This is a genomic window from Paracoccus sp. PAMC 22219 (assembly GCF_000787695.1).
In the GTDB taxonomy this organism is placed as follows: Bacteria; Pseudomonadota; Alphaproteobacteria; order Rhodobacterales; family Rhodobacteraceae; genus Paracoccus.
This window is the reverse complement of the sequence record NZ_BBPH01000049.1, coordinates 1-16,336: the sequence shown is the minus strand read 5'-3', so window position 1 is coordinate 16,336 and position 16,336 is coordinate 1. Positions and strand designations below refer to the sequence as shown.

Annotated in this window: 13 protein-coding genes and 1 pseudogene; 3 read left to right on the top strand and 11 right to left on the bottom strand. The window is 64.0% G+C overall.

Going from position 1 to position 16,336, the window contains the following annotated elements; translation table 11 throughout:
- Window positions 1-7 precede the first annotated feature (7 nt).
- The 7 genes and pseudogenes from TY51_RS06475 to TY51_RS06455 all read right to left on the bottom strand — a co-directional run bounded on the left by TY51_RS06475 (window position 8) and on the right by TY51_RS06455 (window position 5,768).
- The gene (locus tag TY51_RS06475) at window positions 8-1,009 is read right to left on the bottom strand and encodes a dihydroxyacetone kinase subunit DhaK (protein WP_042247412.1); all 1,002 of its coding nucleotides are present in this window, start codon (window positions 1,007-1,009) and stop codon (window positions 8-10) included.
- A 16-nt stretch (window positions 1,010-1,025) separates the two neighbouring features.
- Window positions 1,026-2,054 (bottom strand): ABC transporter permease, encoded by a 1,029-nt coding sequence (locus tag TY51_RS06470; RefSeq protein ID WP_042247454.1) that lies wholly within the window; start codon window positions 2,052-2,054, stop codon window positions 1,026-1,028.
- 14 nt (window positions 2,055-2,068) lie between these two features.
- Window positions 2,069-2,866: an ATP-binding cassette domain-containing protein gene (locus TY51_RS23230; protein ID WP_231558939.1), complete on the bottom strand. Its 798-nt coding sequence runs from the start codon at window positions 2,864-2,866 to the stop codon at window positions 2,069-2,071.
- Window positions 2,867-3,124: 258 nt separating this feature from the next.
- Window positions 3,125-3,528 (bottom strand): annotated as a pseudogene (locus tag TY51_RS23225) (ATP-binding cassette domain-containing protein); the annotation flags it as partial.
- A gap of 177 nt (window positions 3,529-3,705) precedes the next feature.
- The gene (locus tag TY51_RS06460; RefSeq protein ID WP_197054672.1) at window positions 3,706-4,410 is read right to left on the bottom strand and encodes a substrate-binding domain-containing protein; all 705 of its coding nucleotides are present in this window, start codon (window positions 4,408-4,410) and stop codon (window positions 3,706-3,708) included.
- Window positions 4,395-4,721 carry a hypothetical protein gene (locus TY51_RS22530; RefSeq protein ID WP_197054671.1) on the bottom strand — a complete coding sequence of 109 codons (327 nt, stop codon included), beginning with the start codon at window positions 4,719-4,721 and terminating at the stop codon, window positions 4,395-4,397. The genes TY51_RS06460 and TY51_RS22530 overlap by 16 nt, the downstream gene beginning before the upstream one ends.
- Before the next feature lie 36 nt (window positions 4,722-4,757).
- On the bottom strand, window positions 4,758-5,768 hold the full coding sequence (locus TY51_RS06455) for an ABC transporter permease (protein WP_042247409.1): 1,011 nt from the start codon (window positions 5,766-5,768) through the stop codon (window positions 4,758-4,760).
- 184 nt (window positions 5,769-5,952) lie between these two features.
- On the opposite strand from TY51_RS06455, the gene TY51_RS06450 reads away from it, so the two are divergent.
- Both TY51_RS06450 and TY51_RS06440 read left to right on the top strand, forming a co-directional pair.
- Window positions 5,953-6,990 (top strand): LacI family DNA-binding transcriptional regulator, encoded by a 1,038-nt coding sequence (locus TY51_RS06450; protein WP_042247407.1) that lies wholly within the window; start codon window positions 5,953-5,955, stop codon window positions 6,988-6,990.
- 458 nt (window positions 6,991-7,448) lie between these two features.
- Window positions 7,449-8,615, top strand: a complete 1,167-nt coding sequence (locus TY51_RS06440) for an iron-containing alcohol dehydrogenase (protein WP_042247403.1) — start codon at window positions 7,449-7,451, stop codon at window positions 8,613-8,615.
- Between the two features lie 239 nt (window positions 8,616-8,854).
- Here the strand turns inward: TY51_RS06440 and TY51_RS06435 are convergent, their stop codons facing one another.
- Together TY51_RS06435 and TY51_RS06430 are read right to left on the bottom strand one after the other, a co-directional pair.
- On the bottom strand, window positions 8,855-10,024 hold the full coding sequence (locus TY51_RS06435) for a zinc-dependent alcohol dehydrogenase (RefSeq protein WP_042247400.1): 1,170 nt from the start codon (window positions 10,022-10,024) through the stop codon (window positions 8,855-8,857).
- A gap of 3 nt (window positions 10,025-10,027) precedes the next feature.
- Window positions 10,028-10,684 carry an SRPBCC family protein gene (locus TY51_RS06430; RefSeq protein ID WP_081994746.1) on the bottom strand — a complete coding sequence of 219 codons (657 nt, stop codon included), beginning with the start codon at window positions 10,682-10,684 and terminating at the stop codon, window positions 10,028-10,030.
- Window positions 10,685-11,367: 683 nt separating this feature from the next.
- On the opposite strand from TY51_RS06430, the gene TY51_RS06425 reads away from it, so the two are divergent.
- Window positions 11,368-12,429 carry a YihY/virulence factor BrkB family protein gene (locus TY51_RS06425; protein ID WP_052649883.1) on the top strand — a complete coding sequence of 354 codons (1,062 nt, stop codon included), beginning with the start codon at window positions 11,368-11,370 and terminating at the stop codon, window positions 12,427-12,429.
- Between the two features lie 202 nt (window positions 12,430-12,631).
- On the opposite strand, the gene ligD is transcribed toward TY51_RS06425, so the two are convergent.
- Both ligD and TY51_RS06415 read right to left on the bottom strand, forming a co-directional pair.
- Window positions 12,632-15,052, bottom strand: a complete 2,421-nt coding sequence (ligD, locus tag TY51_RS06420; RefSeq protein WP_042247398.1) for a DNA ligase D — start codon at window positions 15,050-15,052, stop codon at window positions 12,632-12,634.
- Between the two features lie 100 nt (window positions 15,053-15,152).
- Window positions 15,153-15,911, bottom strand: coding sequence for a Ku protein (locus TY51_RS06415; protein WP_231558935.1), 759 nt, complete (start codon window positions 15,909-15,911; stop codon window positions 15,153-15,155).
- Window positions 15,912-16,336 lie beyond the last annotated feature (425 nt).

Here is a 16,336-nt window from a genome sequence, read left to right as displayed (position 1 = left end):
CCCTCCCTCACTGGGCGATATGCTTGAAGAAGGGCGTGTTCGCGCCCATCGCGATCAGCTGCTGCAGTTCGTCGTCCAGTTGCAGGACCGATATGGACGCACCGGCCATCTCCATCGATGTGGCGAACTCGCCGATGAAGACATGCCTGATCCGCGCACCGGCCTGATCCAGCACCTGCGCCGTGCGGCGATAGATGACGTAAAGCTCCTCCAGAGGCGTCGCCCCCAGCCCGTTGATCAGCACCGCGACGTCCTTTTCCGTCTCATAGCTCTGTTCGGCGAGTATGCGGGCCATCATCTCATCGACCATCTCGTTCGCGGGTGTCAGTGTCTTGCGGGTGATGCCCGGCTCTCCGTGGATGCCCATTCCGATCTCCATCTCGTCCGCGCCGATCTGAAAGCTGGGCCGACCGACCTCGGGGACGATGCAGGGCGACAGGGCCACGCCGATCGTGCGGGTGCGCGCGCTGGCCTTTTCGGCCAGACGCGCCACCTCGTCCAAGGGCTTCATCGCGGCGGCGGCGGCCCCGGCAGCCTTGTAGGCAAAGAAGATCCCGGCGACCCCCCGCCGCTTGTGTTCCTCGCCCACGACCGAAGACGCGACATCGTCGCGGCCCAGCACGGTCATGGTCCTGATGCCCTCCAGATCGGCCAGTTCCCCGGCCATGTCGAAGTTCATCAGATCGCCGCTGTAGTTTCCGTAAAGGTACAGCACCCCCGCGCCCTGGTCGACATGACGGGTCACGTCCAGCACCTGCTCGGATGACGGCGATTGAAACACGCCGCCCACGCCCGCGCCGTCCAGCATGTTTTCGCCCACGTATCCTAAAAACAGCGGCAGGTGGCCCGACCCGCCGCCGGTCACCAGCCCGACCTTGCCGGGCACCGGATTGGTGCGCACAAAACAGCGCAGGTCGTCGCCGACATGCGTCACCTCGGGATGGGCAAGATAGATGCCCTCCAGCATCTCATCGACGAAGTCTTCGGGATTGTTGAGGAATTTCTTCATTGCTCTACTCCGGGTATCAGGTGGTGGCCTTGCGGTCGCGCAGGACGAAGAACGCGGCGGCCATGAGGATGAAGGCGCCGACGACGACGCGCTGCCAGGTGCTGGGAATGCCGACCAGAACCAGGACGTTGTTCACGACCGTCACCAGCAGGACGCCGATCACCGTGCCCAGCACCGACCCGGTGCCCCCGGTGATGCGCGCCCCGCCCAGGATCACGGCCGCGATGACGATGATCTCTGTTCCGGCAAAATCGAACGGATTGGCCATCCGGTTGGCGGAGGCCTGGATGACCCCGGCCATGCCCGCCAGCCCGCCGGCGAAGGCAAAGGCGAAGACCTGGACCGCGCGGATGTTGTAACCCAGCCTGGCGGCGACATCGGCCTTGCCGCCCACGGCAAAGATGGCGCGGCCCATCAGGGTGCGGTTGAACACGAACCAGGTCAGGACGGCCGCCAGCGGAAAGCTGAGGAAATAGACCGGCAGGCTGACGGTGGCGCCGCCGCGCGTGGTGATGTCCACCAGCGACCATTGCCCAAAGGCGACCATCTGCGACGGCATCTCCATCAGCCAGACCGTTCCCACGAACACCAGCAGGATCCCGCGAAAGACGTACAGGGTGCCGATGGTGACGATCAGCGCGGGCGCGCGCAGCTCATGGACCAGAAGGCCGTTCACGATGCCCAGCACGATGCCCGTCGCGACGCACAGCACGACGATCAGCGCCATCGGCATGCCCGGGAACACGTTCAGCACCATCGTGCTGATCCCGTACATGGCCACCGCCCCCACAGCAGGAAACGACACGTCGATGCCGCCCGAGGCCAGCACGGTGAACACGCCCAAGGCGAACAGCCCGGTCACGACACTGGCCCGCCCCATGTCGATCAGCGATGACGGCTGCAGGAAGGCCGGGTTGATGAGGGCGACCGACGCGCAGATCGCGACCAGCAGGATCAGGCTGACCGCTTCTGGATGGGCGCGCAGGAATGCGAAGACGCGGGCGGTCGGCGGGCGTTCGGGGTCGGTCGATGGACTGTCGGTCATGTGCGGCACCACGGTCATTCTGCAAGCTCTGCCTGGCTGGCAAGCATGGATTTATAGATGCGGTCCTCGTCCACCTCGGTGGCGCGAAGATCCTCGACGATGCGGCCTGCGTTCATCACCAGGATGCGGTCGCAGTTCTGCAGCAGTTCCGGCAGGTCGTCCGAGACCACCAGCAGACCGATGCCGCGACCGGCCATCTCCTGGATCGCGCGAAAGATCGTCTCCTTGGACCCCACGTCGACGCCCACGGTCGGCCCGTGCAGGATCAGCAGCCGCGGATCGATGCTGAGCCAGCGTCCGATCAGAACCCGCTGCTGGTTGCCGCCCGACAGCGTGCCGACCGGCAGGTCGATGTCGGCAGTGTTCAGGTTCATCCCGGCAGCTATCCCGCGGGCGGCGTCGCGGCCCTTGCGGCGGTCGATCAGGCCAAGGCGGCCCGCGATCCGCCCCAGGATCAGCGGCACGGCATTCTCGAAGATGGATTTCTCGATGAACAACCCTTCGGACAGCCGATCCTCGGGGACATAGCCGATGCGGTGGTCGATGGCCTCGGAGGGCGATCCGATGCGCACCGGCTGTCCGTCCAGAAACAGGCTGCCGCTGTCGGTCGACAGGTGACCGGCCAGCGCCATCGCCAGTTCGTTCCGACCCGAATCCGACAGGCCGGTTATCCCGAGGATCTCACCGCGGTGCAGGGTGAAGGAGATGTCGCGAAACGCCTGTCCGCGGCACACCCCCTTTGCCGTCAGCAGAACCTCGGGCTGGGGGGCGCCGGTGCGGAACCGCACGGCCTCGATCTCGCGCCCGGTCATCAGCTCGGCCAGTCTGGCGCGGGAAAAGCTCTCTATCGGGCCTTGCGCGACGCTCAGCCCGTCGCGAAAGACGATGGCGTCGCCACCGATCCGATAGCACTCTTCCAGCTTGTGGGTCACGAACAGCACGGCGACATTCGCATCCAGCAGCCGGTTGACCACCTCGATCAGCGTCTCGACCTCGTGCCGGGTCAGCGACGTGGTCGGTTCATCCATGATCACCAGCCGCGCCTCGGCGGCGATGGCGCGCGCAATCGCGACGCGCTGGCGGATCGCCAGGGGCAGATCGCCCACGACACTGTTCAACAGCGCCTCGACGGGGTCCAAGCCCACCTTGCCAAGCGCGGCGGCGGCGGTGGCATGCACGCGCGTCCGGTCCAGCAGCCGCAGCAGCCGCCCATGCCCGGCCACAAGCTGTTCGCCAAGGGCGACGTTCTCGGCCACGGTCAGGTTCGGCAACAGCGACAGGTCCTGATAGACCGTCTCGATCCCCGCCTGCAGCGCTGCCATCGGCGTCAACTTGGGGACCAGTTCCCCGTCCAGCAGGATGCTGCCTTCGGTCGGGGCATGGGCGCCGACATGATCTTGATCACCGTGCTTTTGCCGCAGCCGTTCTCGCCCAGCAGATGATAGGCCTTTCCGGCCTCGATGGTCAGGTCCACCCCGGACAGGCGCGCACACCGCCGAACCGCTTGTGGATTCCGCGAAGTTGCAGGAAGGGCGGGGTGGAACGGGTGGGCTCGGTCATCGGAAAAGGCTCCGTCGGGACAAGGTCGCGGGGTCGGACCGCCCCGGATGCAGGCTGGCTGCAGCCGGGCGGTCCTTGTCATGGTTCGGGATCAGAATAGGCGTTCGGCGTAGGTGTCCTTGTCGACGATCACCATGCCGTTGCCGACAACCAGCTTTCCTTCGCCGGCGCCCTGCGTGACCGACACCGCCTCATAGCCCTCGACGCCAAGATCCATGCCGTCCTCCAGCTCACCCCCCTCCAGCAGGATGCGGGCAACCTCGTTCATTGCCATTCCGGCCTTCTGCGGGTCCCAGAACCCGATGGCCGTGATGGCGCCGCTGTCCAGATAGGCCGCCGACGGGTTCGGCAGTCCGGTGCCCACAAGGCAGACCTGACCGGTCAGGCCGGCCTCCTCGATCGCGCGACCGACACCCAGGACGTCGTTCCCGGCCGAGGTCTGAAAGCCCTTGATGTCCGGATGCTTGCGCAGGATCTCCTTGGCGGTCTCGTAAGTGCCGTTGGCATCGTCAAAGGACTCGTTGTTGGGATCGACCAGTTCCATACCGGGATATTGTGCGGCATTCTCCTCGCCAGCGCCGACCCACTGCATGTGCGTGCGGCTGCCCAGAGAACCCACGAAGGTCGTCCACTTGCCTTCCTGGCCCATGCATTCCGCCAGCCGCTCGTTCAGCGCAGTGCCGTACTCTGCGTTGTCAAACGCCTCGATGTTAGCCATCGTGTTGACCTGGTTGTCGGCCTCGTGCGTCACGACGATGGTACCGCGGTCGATAGCGCGCTTCAGAAGCCCCTCCAAGACACCGGGGTCCATCGGCACAATTGCCAAGCATCGGTGCCCCGCGCCACCAGATCCTGGACGATCTGCAACTGCTGAGCGGAATCCGCCGACGCGGGTCCGACCTGAGAGATGGTCATCTCCGGGTGCTGTTCAGCATACAGCGCGACCCCGGTCTCCATCCGGTCGAACCATGGGATACCGCTGATCTTCACGACGGTCGTGATGGCCTTGCCGTCCTGTGCCCAGGCCGCCTGGCCTGCCACACCCAACACGGTCGTGAGAAGGGCGGCCTTTAGGCCGGTCGTCAGCGCGCGGTGTTTGGTCGTCATTGTCTGTCTCCTCCGAAGAAAGCCCTCATCCTCCCATCATTCCGCGGCGCGAGGGGGGTGCCGGGAAGGTGCGAACGCGGCGATCCGGTTGGTCAGATCGAACCGCGCCACGGCCAGGAAACACAGAAGCAGGATGCCCCAGGCCAGATCTCGAACGAAATTGGACAGCCCGATGAAGTTCAGCAGGCTGGACAGAAGCTGCAGCACGACGGCCGCCAGGACCACGTTCAGGATGCGGCCATGGCCGCCCTGCGGACGGACCCCCGCCATCACCGCGATCAGGATCGCAACCAGCAGGTACGATGTGCCATAATCCCATTTGACGTTGACGTTGCGCGCCGCGATGATGATCCCGGCGATGCCCGCCAACAGCCCCGATAGCGCATAGGTCGTGGTGATGATCCGCACCCCGCGGAACCCGCTGTAGACCGCGGCTTTGGGGTTCGCGCCGGTTAGCATCAGGCGCATCCCGTATGGGGTCAGGCGCAGCACCGCAGCCAGCACCGTCCCGATCACAACGAAGATCAGGAAGCTGATCGGCATCCCGAGGATCACCCCATTGCCCAGTTCATACAGCGGATCCGGAGAACCGATGGTCAGCGACCGCCCGTCGGACAGCACCACCGCGATGCCGGTGAACAGCATCTGCGTTCCCAAGGTGGCCAGGATCGGCGTAATGGCGAACCGCGAGATGATGATCCCGTTAAGGATGCCCGCGATCAGACCGACCGTCATGCATCCCAAGGCAAAGATCACGGTGAACAGCATGGGGGAAGTGACGGCGTCGACTGTCGCAATGGCGAATATCCCCGCGGCGACCCCGGACATGTTCGCGTTCGCGATGCCCGACAGGTCGATGCCGCCGTTGCCCGCGCACATCGCCAGCATGACGCCAATCGCCAGCAGGCCGACCTCGGGCACCTGAGTCGCCATCGACTGCAGATTAAAGGACGACAGGAACGCGCCGTCGGACACCAGCCCGCCGAGGGCCAGCAGGACGACGGTCAGGACGCACAGTACCGCAAGGTTCGCATCGCGTTTCACCATTTCTCCTCCCCAGGATTTAGTAAAACATTTGCTTGATTTAGTAAAACGCTAGCAGCAAGTTGTTAGTCACGCAACGGATTTGTCAGGACCTCGCGGTTTGCCGAAACGGGGATCACAGCAGCCTTGGCCTTGGGGCGGTCTTGTATAGAAGGTGATCTCGACCAGAGGAGGGGGCGTGCGAAACATGGACAAACCAGTCGGAAAGCCCGCAACACTGCGGCAGGTGGCCGACATGGCCGGCGTGTCGGCAACGACCGCGTCGTTGGTTCTGAACGGCAAGGGCGACATCACGCAGGTCACCCGCGACCGGGTGCTGGCAGCGGCAATGGCGCTGTCCTATGCTCCCAGGTCGTCCAAGACTAAGGCCGACGCGTCGCAGACGATTTGCTTCCTCAAGGTGTCAAAGCATGGCGACACGGTAAACCGCGACCACAACCACTTCATCTCTGACTATATCGACGGCATGTCCCACGAGGCCACGCGCAGGGGCTATAACCTTGAGGTGGTTGCCCATGACGGCGTGGACATCGCGGCCCTGCTGGCCACGGGTGGTGACGGGCGGGGTCAGATCATCCTGGGGACCGAATTATCCGAGGACGACATCCTCAGGCTGTCCCAAGGCCAGCAGCCAGTAGTGTTCATCGACACTTATTACCGGCACCTGACCGCGAATTTCGTCGACATGGACAACGATCAGGCCGTCTTCTGCGTCGTGTCGCACCTCAAGGCGTCCCGGTTCGACCGGATCGGTTTCGTCGGCAGCCGTTCCGACGTGACAAATTTCCGGCTGCGTGAACAGGGGTTTTCGCGGGCCTGCAAGCAGCTGGACATCACGGTCGGGGAGCAGGACATCCTGCACGTGTCGGCGCGGCGAGACGGAGCATATGCCGAGGCCAAGCGTCACCTTGCCGCGCAGGACAGTATCGCCCACGCCTATTTCTGCGTGAATGACATTGTGGCCCACGGCCTGATGCGTGCCTTGCAGGAACTGGGGCATCGCATCCCAGGGGACGTTTCGATCGTGGGCTTTGACAACCTACCTATGAGCAGCCTTTTGTCCCCGACGCTGTCCACGATACACGTCCCGAAACGCCAGATCGGCGCGATGGCGGTCAGCCTGCTCGATGGCGTCATCAACGGCGGTCAGACACAGGCTCCGACGAAAGTGCTTGTGGCCGGTCAGCTGATACTTAGAGAGAGCAGCGCAGTGAGAGTGGGTTAAGCACATCGACGGGGCAATTGTCCCGCTAGGAGGCTCACCTGTGATCTTGACGCGCAGAGAATATCTCCTCCAGACCCGTCACGCCTCCCGGTTCTGGGCGCTTCCCTTCCTCGCCGCGCGGATGGGCCATGCGGGAGGGGCAAGGGCGGTTCGTGGCAGTGTGTTTGCCGACCGCGAGCGGCCGCGCGGACACTTGAAGCCGAGCGATCGATCGGGTCAGTTGCAGGAGGAACGTGACGAGGGCCAGCTTGACCGGATCATGGCCGATCTGGATACCGCAATGTCGGGCCTGGATGATGTCGTGCGTCGGGCGGGGGGCCGGCAGCGGAGAGATGAGTAGATCCTGCAGCGGTCAATTCTTAGCATGTCTGGAGGCGCACGCTGTGCGGGAGATGCATCCTTAAGGCGGCACCAAGAACGTCAGGTGTGAAAGACTTAGTTCAGGAGGGGGCGCAGTAATGAATTCGAAACTTGGACCATTCAATTTCGACACGGCGGCTGGAATCCTCGTCGAGTGGGGCGGCGCGCAGCGCCTTGGGACATCGTTGTCGGAGTGGTTTGTGCAGCGCAAGCTGCTGATCGTTACTGACCGCTTCCTGCATCAGTCCGGTCTTCTGGATCCCGCCAAGGCATCGCTCCAGTCGGCAGGGTTCGAGATAACCGTCTTCGACGATGTCGTCGCCGACCCGCCGGAAGATGTGATGACCGCATGCACGACGATGGCCAAGGATGCAGGCTCTGACATCGTCATGGGGTTTGGCGGTGGCTCTTCGATGGACGTTGCAAAGCTTGCCGCCGTGATGATCTCCTCGGACCAGGCACTGGCCGACATGTACGGCATCGGAAAGGTGACTGGCGCACGGGTGCCGCTGGTCCAGGTTCCCACGACTGCGGGCACAGGCTCCGAGGTCACGAACATTACGATCCTGACTACCGGCGCAACGACCAAGATGGGGATCGTTGCACGACAGCTGTACGCCGATCGCGTTCTGCTGGACGCTCAGCTGACGATTGGCCTGCCGCCCCTGCAGACCGCGGCCACCGGGATCGACGCGATGGTGCATGCCATCGAAGCATTCACCGGCAGACTCAGAAAGAACCCCCTGTCTGACCTCCTGGCAAAGGAAGCCCTGCGCCTGATGGCCGCGAACCTGATCACCGCGTGCGACGATGGCCAGAACAGACAGGCACGTGAGGCGATGCTGTTGGGGGCGACACTGGCCGGACAGGCGTTCTCGAACAGTCCCGTCGGAGCCGTTCATGCCCTTGCCTATCCGCTTGGAGGACATTTTCACCTGCCGCACGGCCTGACCAATGCGCTGATGCTAGGCCCCGTGCTGCGCCACAACATGGGGGTCGCCGGACCCCTCTACGCCGAGCTGACTGATGTTGTTCTTCGCGCATCCAGCGCCAGCGTCGAAGCTCGCGCAACGGCATTCGTCGAATTCATGGAGGATTTGATGAACTGTTCCGGCGCTCCCCGGCGGCTGCGCGATTGCAACGTCCCGGAGGACAGTCTCCCACGCCTGGCCGAGGATGCGATGCTGCAGACGCGATTGCTGATGAACAACCCTGTCGAAGTAACCCAAGCCGATGCGTTGGCAATGTACCGGCAAGAGTTCTGAACAATTTTGGCTATTCTCAGTACAAGGCGTGACAGCCTGAGGTCAGTCCCGATAGCCGCCGCGCGCAAAAAGTTGGCCATCGTCCAATCCATGGGGCAGGAACCCTCGTTGCGGCTGAACGCGAGGTGGAGTGCGGCAGGGACATGGGAGAAACTATCCCCGGATGGTCGCGCCAAGCCAAGGGCGCATCGATCCGGGGATGCAGTCTTAAGAAGTCGATCCCTGCCGGCGCGCGTCGGTCACGTCTTCAGCACGACCTTGGTCCAGTCGTTCTGGTTCCAGCGGAACCCGTCATAGCCCTTGGCTGCGTCCTCCAGAGGAAGGCGATGAGAGATCATGAAGGTCGTGTCTAGTTCACCTTCCTGAATGCGGCGCAGCAGGTCGTGGGTATAGGCCTGCACATGGGTCTGGCCGGTGCGCAGCTGCAACCCCTTCTGCATCAGTGCACCAAGCGGGAACTTGTCCATGAAGCCGACATAGACGCCGGGGATCGACACACGCCCGCCCTTGCGCACGGCCATCAGTGCCTCGCGCAGCGCGTGACCGCTGTCCACACCGACGCCGACGGCCTGCTTGAGATTGTCCATCACGGTATCCAAGGCAAAGCCGTGCGCCTCCATGCCGACCGCGTCAATGACCGCGTCCGCACCGATGCCACCGGTCATCTCCATGATCGCCTCCAGCACCGAGGTCTGCTTGGAGTCGATCACCTCGGCTCCCATCCGGCGGGCCAGGGCCAGGCGGTTGGGATAATGGTCGATGGCGATCACGCGTGCCGCGCCCATCAGCCGTGCAGCCTGGATCGCGAACAGCCCGACCGGACCGCAGCCCCAGACCACGACGGTGTCATCGGGTTCGATATCGGCGTTGTCGGCGGCCATCCAGCCGGTGGGCAGGATGTCGGACAGGAACAGGACCTCATCGTCGTCCATGCCTTCGGGGATGACGATGGGACCCACGTCGGAGAACGGCACGCGGACATACTCCGCCTGTCCACCCGGATAACCGCCCGTCAGGTGACTGTAGCCAAACAGGCCGGCGGCCGCATGGCCGAACATGGTTTCGGTCAGGTCCTGCTTGTCGGCGGGGTTCGAGTTGTCGCAGGCCGAGAACTGCGCCCGCTGGCAGAAGAAGCACGACCCACAGGAAATGGTGAAGGGCACCACGACTCGTTGGCCGACCTTCAGCGTGCTGCCGGGGCCGACATCGACAACCCGACCCATGAACTCATGACCCAGAATGTCGCCCGCCTGCATGCCGGGGATCACCCCGTCGAACAGGTGCAGGTCGGACCCGCAGATCGCGGTCGAGGTGACTTGGATGATCGCATCGCGGGGGTTGACGATCTGCGGATCGGGCATCGTCTCGACGCGGACGTCGTGCTTGCCGTGCCATGTGAGTGCGCGCATGGATCAGGCCTCCTGTCTGCGGTTAAGGGGGGTGGCGATCTCGCCGGTCTCTAAGAACATCTTCAGCCGCTTCAGGTCGCGGCGACCCTGGATCGCGGGGTCGGCCTGGAACAGCTTGGCCACGACCCGGCCAAGTGCCCCCATCGGCGGCATATAGGCGATCAGCGCGGTGACCTCGGTGCCGCGATTGCCCGGCGCATCGCGGAACAGCACCCGGCCGGTGGTCTCGATGTCGGAGCCGTCGGTCGAGGCCCATGCGATCACATCTCCGGGGCGGTCCTCGGTGATGCGGGTACGTAGGGTGATGTCGCTGCCGGGACCACGCAGGGTCCAGCGGGTGATGTCGCCCTCGGTCGAGACCGAGTGGACGTTCTCCATCACGCCGGCCAGGTTTCCGAACTGACGCCAGAAGGCGTAGATCTCGTCCTTGGGGCGGGCGATGGTCACGGTGCGGCCTGTCAGCGCAAAGCGACCCGACGTGCCATGCTTGACGGTGCGCCGGGGGGCGTTGTCGGCAGGTCGCCGTTCGGGCTGGCGGGTCAGCAGATAGCCGGTGCCGGCAGCGGCCAGGAAGAGGCCCAGTACCGCGCCTAGACCGATACCGGAAGCGGGCGGCCGGTTGTTTCCATGGACGCGGTCGAGATGATCATGATGGGGCATGACAGTCCTTTCCCAAAGCTATGAAGCACCGGTGGTCCGGCGCTGCGATTGTTTCTGTCGCGGTTCGATCGGGTCGCCTGCCGTCGACGGAAGATGCGGCTGCCCGTCCAGCGTGACGTCCGATGTACTGTCAGCCATGAGGCCCATCTGCATGGAGTGCCGACGCATCAGGAATGCCCGGCTGCCTCATGCGTATCGGCCGGTTCGGACCTGGACGGTCGCGAGGGCTTTTTGCCAGAATGGGGATGCATGGCCGGGCTTTCTTTCTGCGCTGGACCGGTGATTGAGCAGGGGTCCAACAAGAGGATGCCGCGATTGTTCCAGTTCTTCGCAACATTGCAGGCCGGTATGCCGCCGGGTGATGTCACGTCACCTATGCCCCGGCCTTGGCATCGACCGGTCGCGGCAGGAGCCTGGCGACAGGCTGGACGCACATATGTTGCCCGGTTTGGGCCGACCACCAGCGGCGACACGACGGTTCGACAGAGCACCGGCCGGGCAGGACGTCAATTGCTAGAGGAACCCTGGTCGCGGTGATCGCCTTACGTCAGCACGGATGACGGGTTCGTGAGCTTGCGCACCTGCCAATCCTACCCATTTCAGCGCTGGAGAACCATGTGCCCCGTACCAAGACGACCCTTTCTACAGATCAGAAGGGGACAGCCTCTCCGACACGCTTCTCCATGGCGGAATGGAAGCAGATCCTTCTCCGCGTCAAGACCGAGATCGCCAGCGACCATATCTCTGTCGTGTCGGCGGGCATTGCGTTCTACGCGCTGCTGTCGGTGTTCCCGGCCCTTGCCGCGCTGATTTCCATCGCGGGTCTGGTCCTGGATCCCGCCGATATCGCCAGCCAGCTGGACACGGTCATGGCCCTGATCCCGGAAAGCGCCGGGGCGGTGCTTCAGGAACAGGTTCTGAAGGTCACCAGCGGAGACGAAACTGCAACGGGCCTTGTCGCCGTGTTCGGTGTGGCCATCGCGATCTATGGTGCCATGAAGGGCGTCATGACCCTGATGGAAGGGCTGAACATCGCCTATGACGAGGAGGAGACCCGTGGGTTCATCAAGCTGTATCTGAGCGCGCTGCTGATCACGGTATGCTCCATCCTGGGTCTGGCGGTGGGGATCGCGCTGCTAATCGTGCTGCCCTCGGTCATCGCATTCCTGCCGCTGTCGCCGGCACTGGAAACTGCCGCCGAATGGCTGAAATGGCCGGTGATGGCGGTGCTGACCATGATCGGGCTTGCCGCGATATATCGGTTCGGCCCGTCGCGCGCCGATCCCAAGTGGCGATGGGTCAGCGTCGGCGCCGTGGCCGCCACGATCCTGTGGATCCTGGGCACGGCGGCATTTTCCCTCTACGTCCAGAACTTCGACGACTACACTGAGACTTACGGGACGTTGGGCGGGGTCATCATGCTCCTGACCTGGATGTGGCTCTCGGCGTTCATCGTTCTGGCCGGAGCGGAGCTGAACGCCGAGATCGAACAGCAGACCTCGCAGGACACGACCACCGGTGCCCCCGAACCAATGGGTCAGCGCAACGCTGTAAAGGCTGACACTCCGCCGCCCGGTGAGTCGGTACATGAAAGCGACGGAACACGGACCGCCGGTCCGGTCGGGGTCTCCACGGCAAGGAACAATACGGAAGTCGCGCCGTCGCCCAAGTCGGACGCCATCATGGCAATCATCCTTCTTGGGGCCAGCTTGTGGAAGCTTCGGAAGATGAGCGCTCGGAACTGAGATGGCTGTCCGTCGGCTGAATGCCGGGTCTGCCAAGGTCGAAGCGGCTTATCCTCATGTCACCTGCGTCTTCGGTGTGAAGCAAACGCTATATGAAGGTGGGGACGCTTCGGGAAGCAGGTCATAATGACGGGGGACGTCAAACGATTGACACACCAACGTGGCGCGCCGCGGCGTTCGATGGAGCAGGCGAGTTACCCAGCTAAGACATGTCGCGCAGGGCGCGATCCAGTGCCTCAATCACCGTTGCCGTCAGACCCTGCGGTGGGGGTGGGAGGACATCGGCCCAACCCCGGTCGAGCGCTTGTCTGGTCGAGAAGGCCGAGGCCTTGCGGATGCGCGGCAGCTCATCCCAGCTGACCGGACAGGCCACCGGGGCACCGGGGCGGGCGCGGACCGAAAAGGGGGCGATGGCCGTAGCGCCGCGTTCGTTGCGTAGCCAGTCGATGAAGATGCGGCCCGTGCGTTTCGCCTTGGACATCTCGGCGGTGAACCGGTCAGGCTGGGATCCGGCGGCCAGCATCGCCACGCCGCGGCTGAACAGCTTGACGGTATCCCAACTGGCCTGTCTGCGTAGCGGCACGATGATGTGGATGCCCTTGCCCCCCGACAGCATGGCCCACGAGGCCAATCCCAGACCGGCCAGCCGGTCGTGCAGGTCCAGCGCGGCCCGGCGGGTCGCGGCAAAGCTCAGCCCCTCGTCGGGATCCAGATCGAAGACCAGCCGGTCGGGCCGGTCCAACCGGTCGCAGCGCGCGCCCCAGATGTGGAATTCAACCGTGCCCATCTGGACCGCGCCGATGATCCCCGCCGCATCGGTGGCATAGGCATAGGGCGTGGCGACGCCTTCGGCATCCTCGATGTCCTGAACCTTCAGTGCGTCGGGAAAGCCCTTGCCGGGGTGCTTCTGAAAGAACCGCTCGCCTGCCATGCCGTCGGGCAGGCGCAGCAGGGACAGGGGTCGGTTCGCCAAGTCGGGCAGCATCAGCGGGACTGCGGCCAGATAGTAGTCCGCCAAACCGGCCTTGGTCAGGCGAGGCTTGTCAAAGATCACCCGATCGCCGCTGCTAATCGAAATTCCTGCAACGGTCGGACGATCCTTCCCTGCGGATGGCGAGGGGGCGTGCCGTGGGCCGGGGGTGCCCGATCGCAGTCCCAGAAAGACCGCATGGCGCAACCGGCCTTGCGCGGTCGTCTCGGCATAGTCGACCTTGGCGACCAGTTCGGGTTCGATCCATGTGACGCCCGCCACCTCGCGGCGGGGGGCATCCACGGGCGGCGTCTTGCGCGTCAAGGGTGCCATGCGACGGGCCAGATCGGCCATGGTGACATCATCGAAGCCCGTTCCAACCTTGCCCATGTAGGCCAGCCCGTCCTCGCGCTGTTCGGCCACGGTCAGGGAGGCGAACGGCCGCCCGCGGCTGGTGCTTTTCTGCCAGCCGACAATCTGGAATTCGCCCTGCCGGCGGCATTTGATCTTCAGCCATTCGCGGCTGCGCCCACCGCGGTACGGGGCGTCGGTTCGCTTGGCGATCACCCCCTCGCCGCCCGCGCCGCAGATCATCGCCAAGGCCTCGTCTGCCGCGCCGTGGATGACGGGCGACAGGGTCAGCGCCCCCATCGGCGGCAAGGGGCGAAGCAGGCGCTCCAGGGCCTTGCGGCGCTTGGCCAGCGGCAAGGCGGTCAGATCCTGTCCATCCAAATGTAGCAGGTCGAACGCCACATACCGGAACGGTCCACCCGCCTTGATCGCGTCCTGCAGGGTGCCAAAACCCTGCAGCCCGGCGCCTGCGACGATCTCGCCGTCCAGCAAGGCCGATTTGCAGGGCACCCCGCGCAAGGCGGAAAGCAGGTCCGCAAAACGGTCGGTCCAGTCGTGACCGGCGCGGGTGAAGACGCGCGGCCCGCCTGCGCCAAGCGCCACCTGCGCCCGATATCCGTCCAGCTTCAACTCGTGCCAGTGGGTCGCGGCATCGGCCAGATCGTCGGTCAGCGTCGCCAGTTGCACGGGATGATGGCGCGGCAGGATGCCGGAATGGTCCTTCAAGGCGGCAGGCTTGTTCGCCTTGATCGCCGCAAGGCTGCGCCCTGACGATACGCTGGTCTTGTAGCGGGCGACCGGATCGCGTTGGAGGGCGGCCTCATCGTCGATCTTGACCAGCAGCCAATTCTCGCGCTTGGCCTCTGCCGCCTTGCCCTTCATGCGGATCAGGTTCCAGTCGCCGGTCATGCGCTGGCCGTGCAGGCGGAACTTCAGATGGCCCTTGGCCAGACCCCGGGCGGCAGGCTCCAGCGGCTGCCACCAGCCCAGATCCCACAGCATCACCGTGCCCGCACCGTAATGCCCCTTTGGGATCTGGCCCTCGAAGGTCAGGTAGGACAGCGGATGATCCTCGGTCCGCACCGCCAGCCGCTTTTCCGCGGGATCAAGGGACGGCCCGCGGGTCACCGCCCAAGACAGCAGCACGCCGTTCCATTCCAGCCGCAGGTCCCAGTGCAACCGGCTCGCATCATGGTTCTGCATCGAATAGCGCAGCCCAAGGCGCGACGGCGTGCCATCGGCCGATGGCTCGGGTGTGGCCCCGAAATCGCGCTTGTCCAGATAGGGGCCCAGACCCGCCATCAGGCAGATTTCGGCTTGGCCCGGGGCTTGCGGGCGGGCTTTCTGGCCGGCGCCTTGGCCTTGCCGCCATCTTTCTTCAGGCTGTCCTTCAACGCCGACATCAGATCGACCACGTTGGTGCCTGAGGGTCGGCCGCCATCGTCGTCCCCCGCCTTGCGCGCGGGGTCTTACGGTTCTTGCGCTTGGCCTCGATCAGGTCGCGCAGCGCCTTGTCATAATGATCCTTGAAGGCCTCGGCGTTGAACGGCGACGATTTGCGCTGGATCAGCTGGGTCGCGACCTCCAGCAGGTCCTTGTCACTGGCGGCGTCCTCGATGGATGCGAACAGCGGCTCGGCCTCGCGGATCTCATCCTCGTAGCGCAGGGTCTCCAGCAGCAGGCCGTCGCCGCAGGGGCGGATAGCGCACAGATATTCCCGCCCCCGCATCGTCAGCTGCCCAAGCGCGGTCTTCTTCTCGGCACGCAAGGCGTCGCGGACGACACGATAGGCATCCTCGGCCAGATCATCGGTCGGAACGACGTAGTAGGGCTTGTTGTAATACAGCGGCGGGATCTCGGACTGATCGACGAACTGGACCAGCTCCAACGTCTTTTTGGTGTCCAGCTTGATCGCGTCGATCTCATCGGGGTCAAGCAGCAGGTAATCGCCGTCCCCGACATCGTAACCCTTCAGGATGTCGTCGGCCTTGATCGGCCCCATTCCCGCTACGGTCTTTTCATACTTGACCGGTTTCCCAGAAGGCCCGTGGATCTGCCGGAACGACACCCGTGCCCCCGACTTGGTGGCCGCATGAAGTTCGACGGGAATGGCAACAAGGGACAGGCGCAGCTGACCCGTCCAGACGGCACGTGACGCCATGACAGCCTCCTTTTTTAAGCAACTCAGCAAGCACTGATCAGTTCATATGTCCGCTGGAACATGATGCTGATGCCGCCCTCATTCCCGGTTCGATCATTTGGCTCAATTTAAAATCCGTTTCTGGATAGCGCCAAAACTTCGAAGCTGACCATCAGCAGCTCACCCGGATCATTGCCGAACGGTTCTAGGCAGCCGCAAGGGATAGGCGCGTCAGTTATCCGGACGGGACGGCTATATGACGCGCTCAGCGCGACATAGATGGATGTGCCCTCACTGGATTTAGCTGGCGTGGGTCCGGCCTCCCTTAGAGCATGATCTCTCTATTCTGCGCCTGAGGCGGCCGACAGGTCTCACCTACGCTGGATAGTCGACGGTGTCCCGGGGTGGTTCTATCTGGGAGCACGTAGACGCTGTGTCGTTTGAGG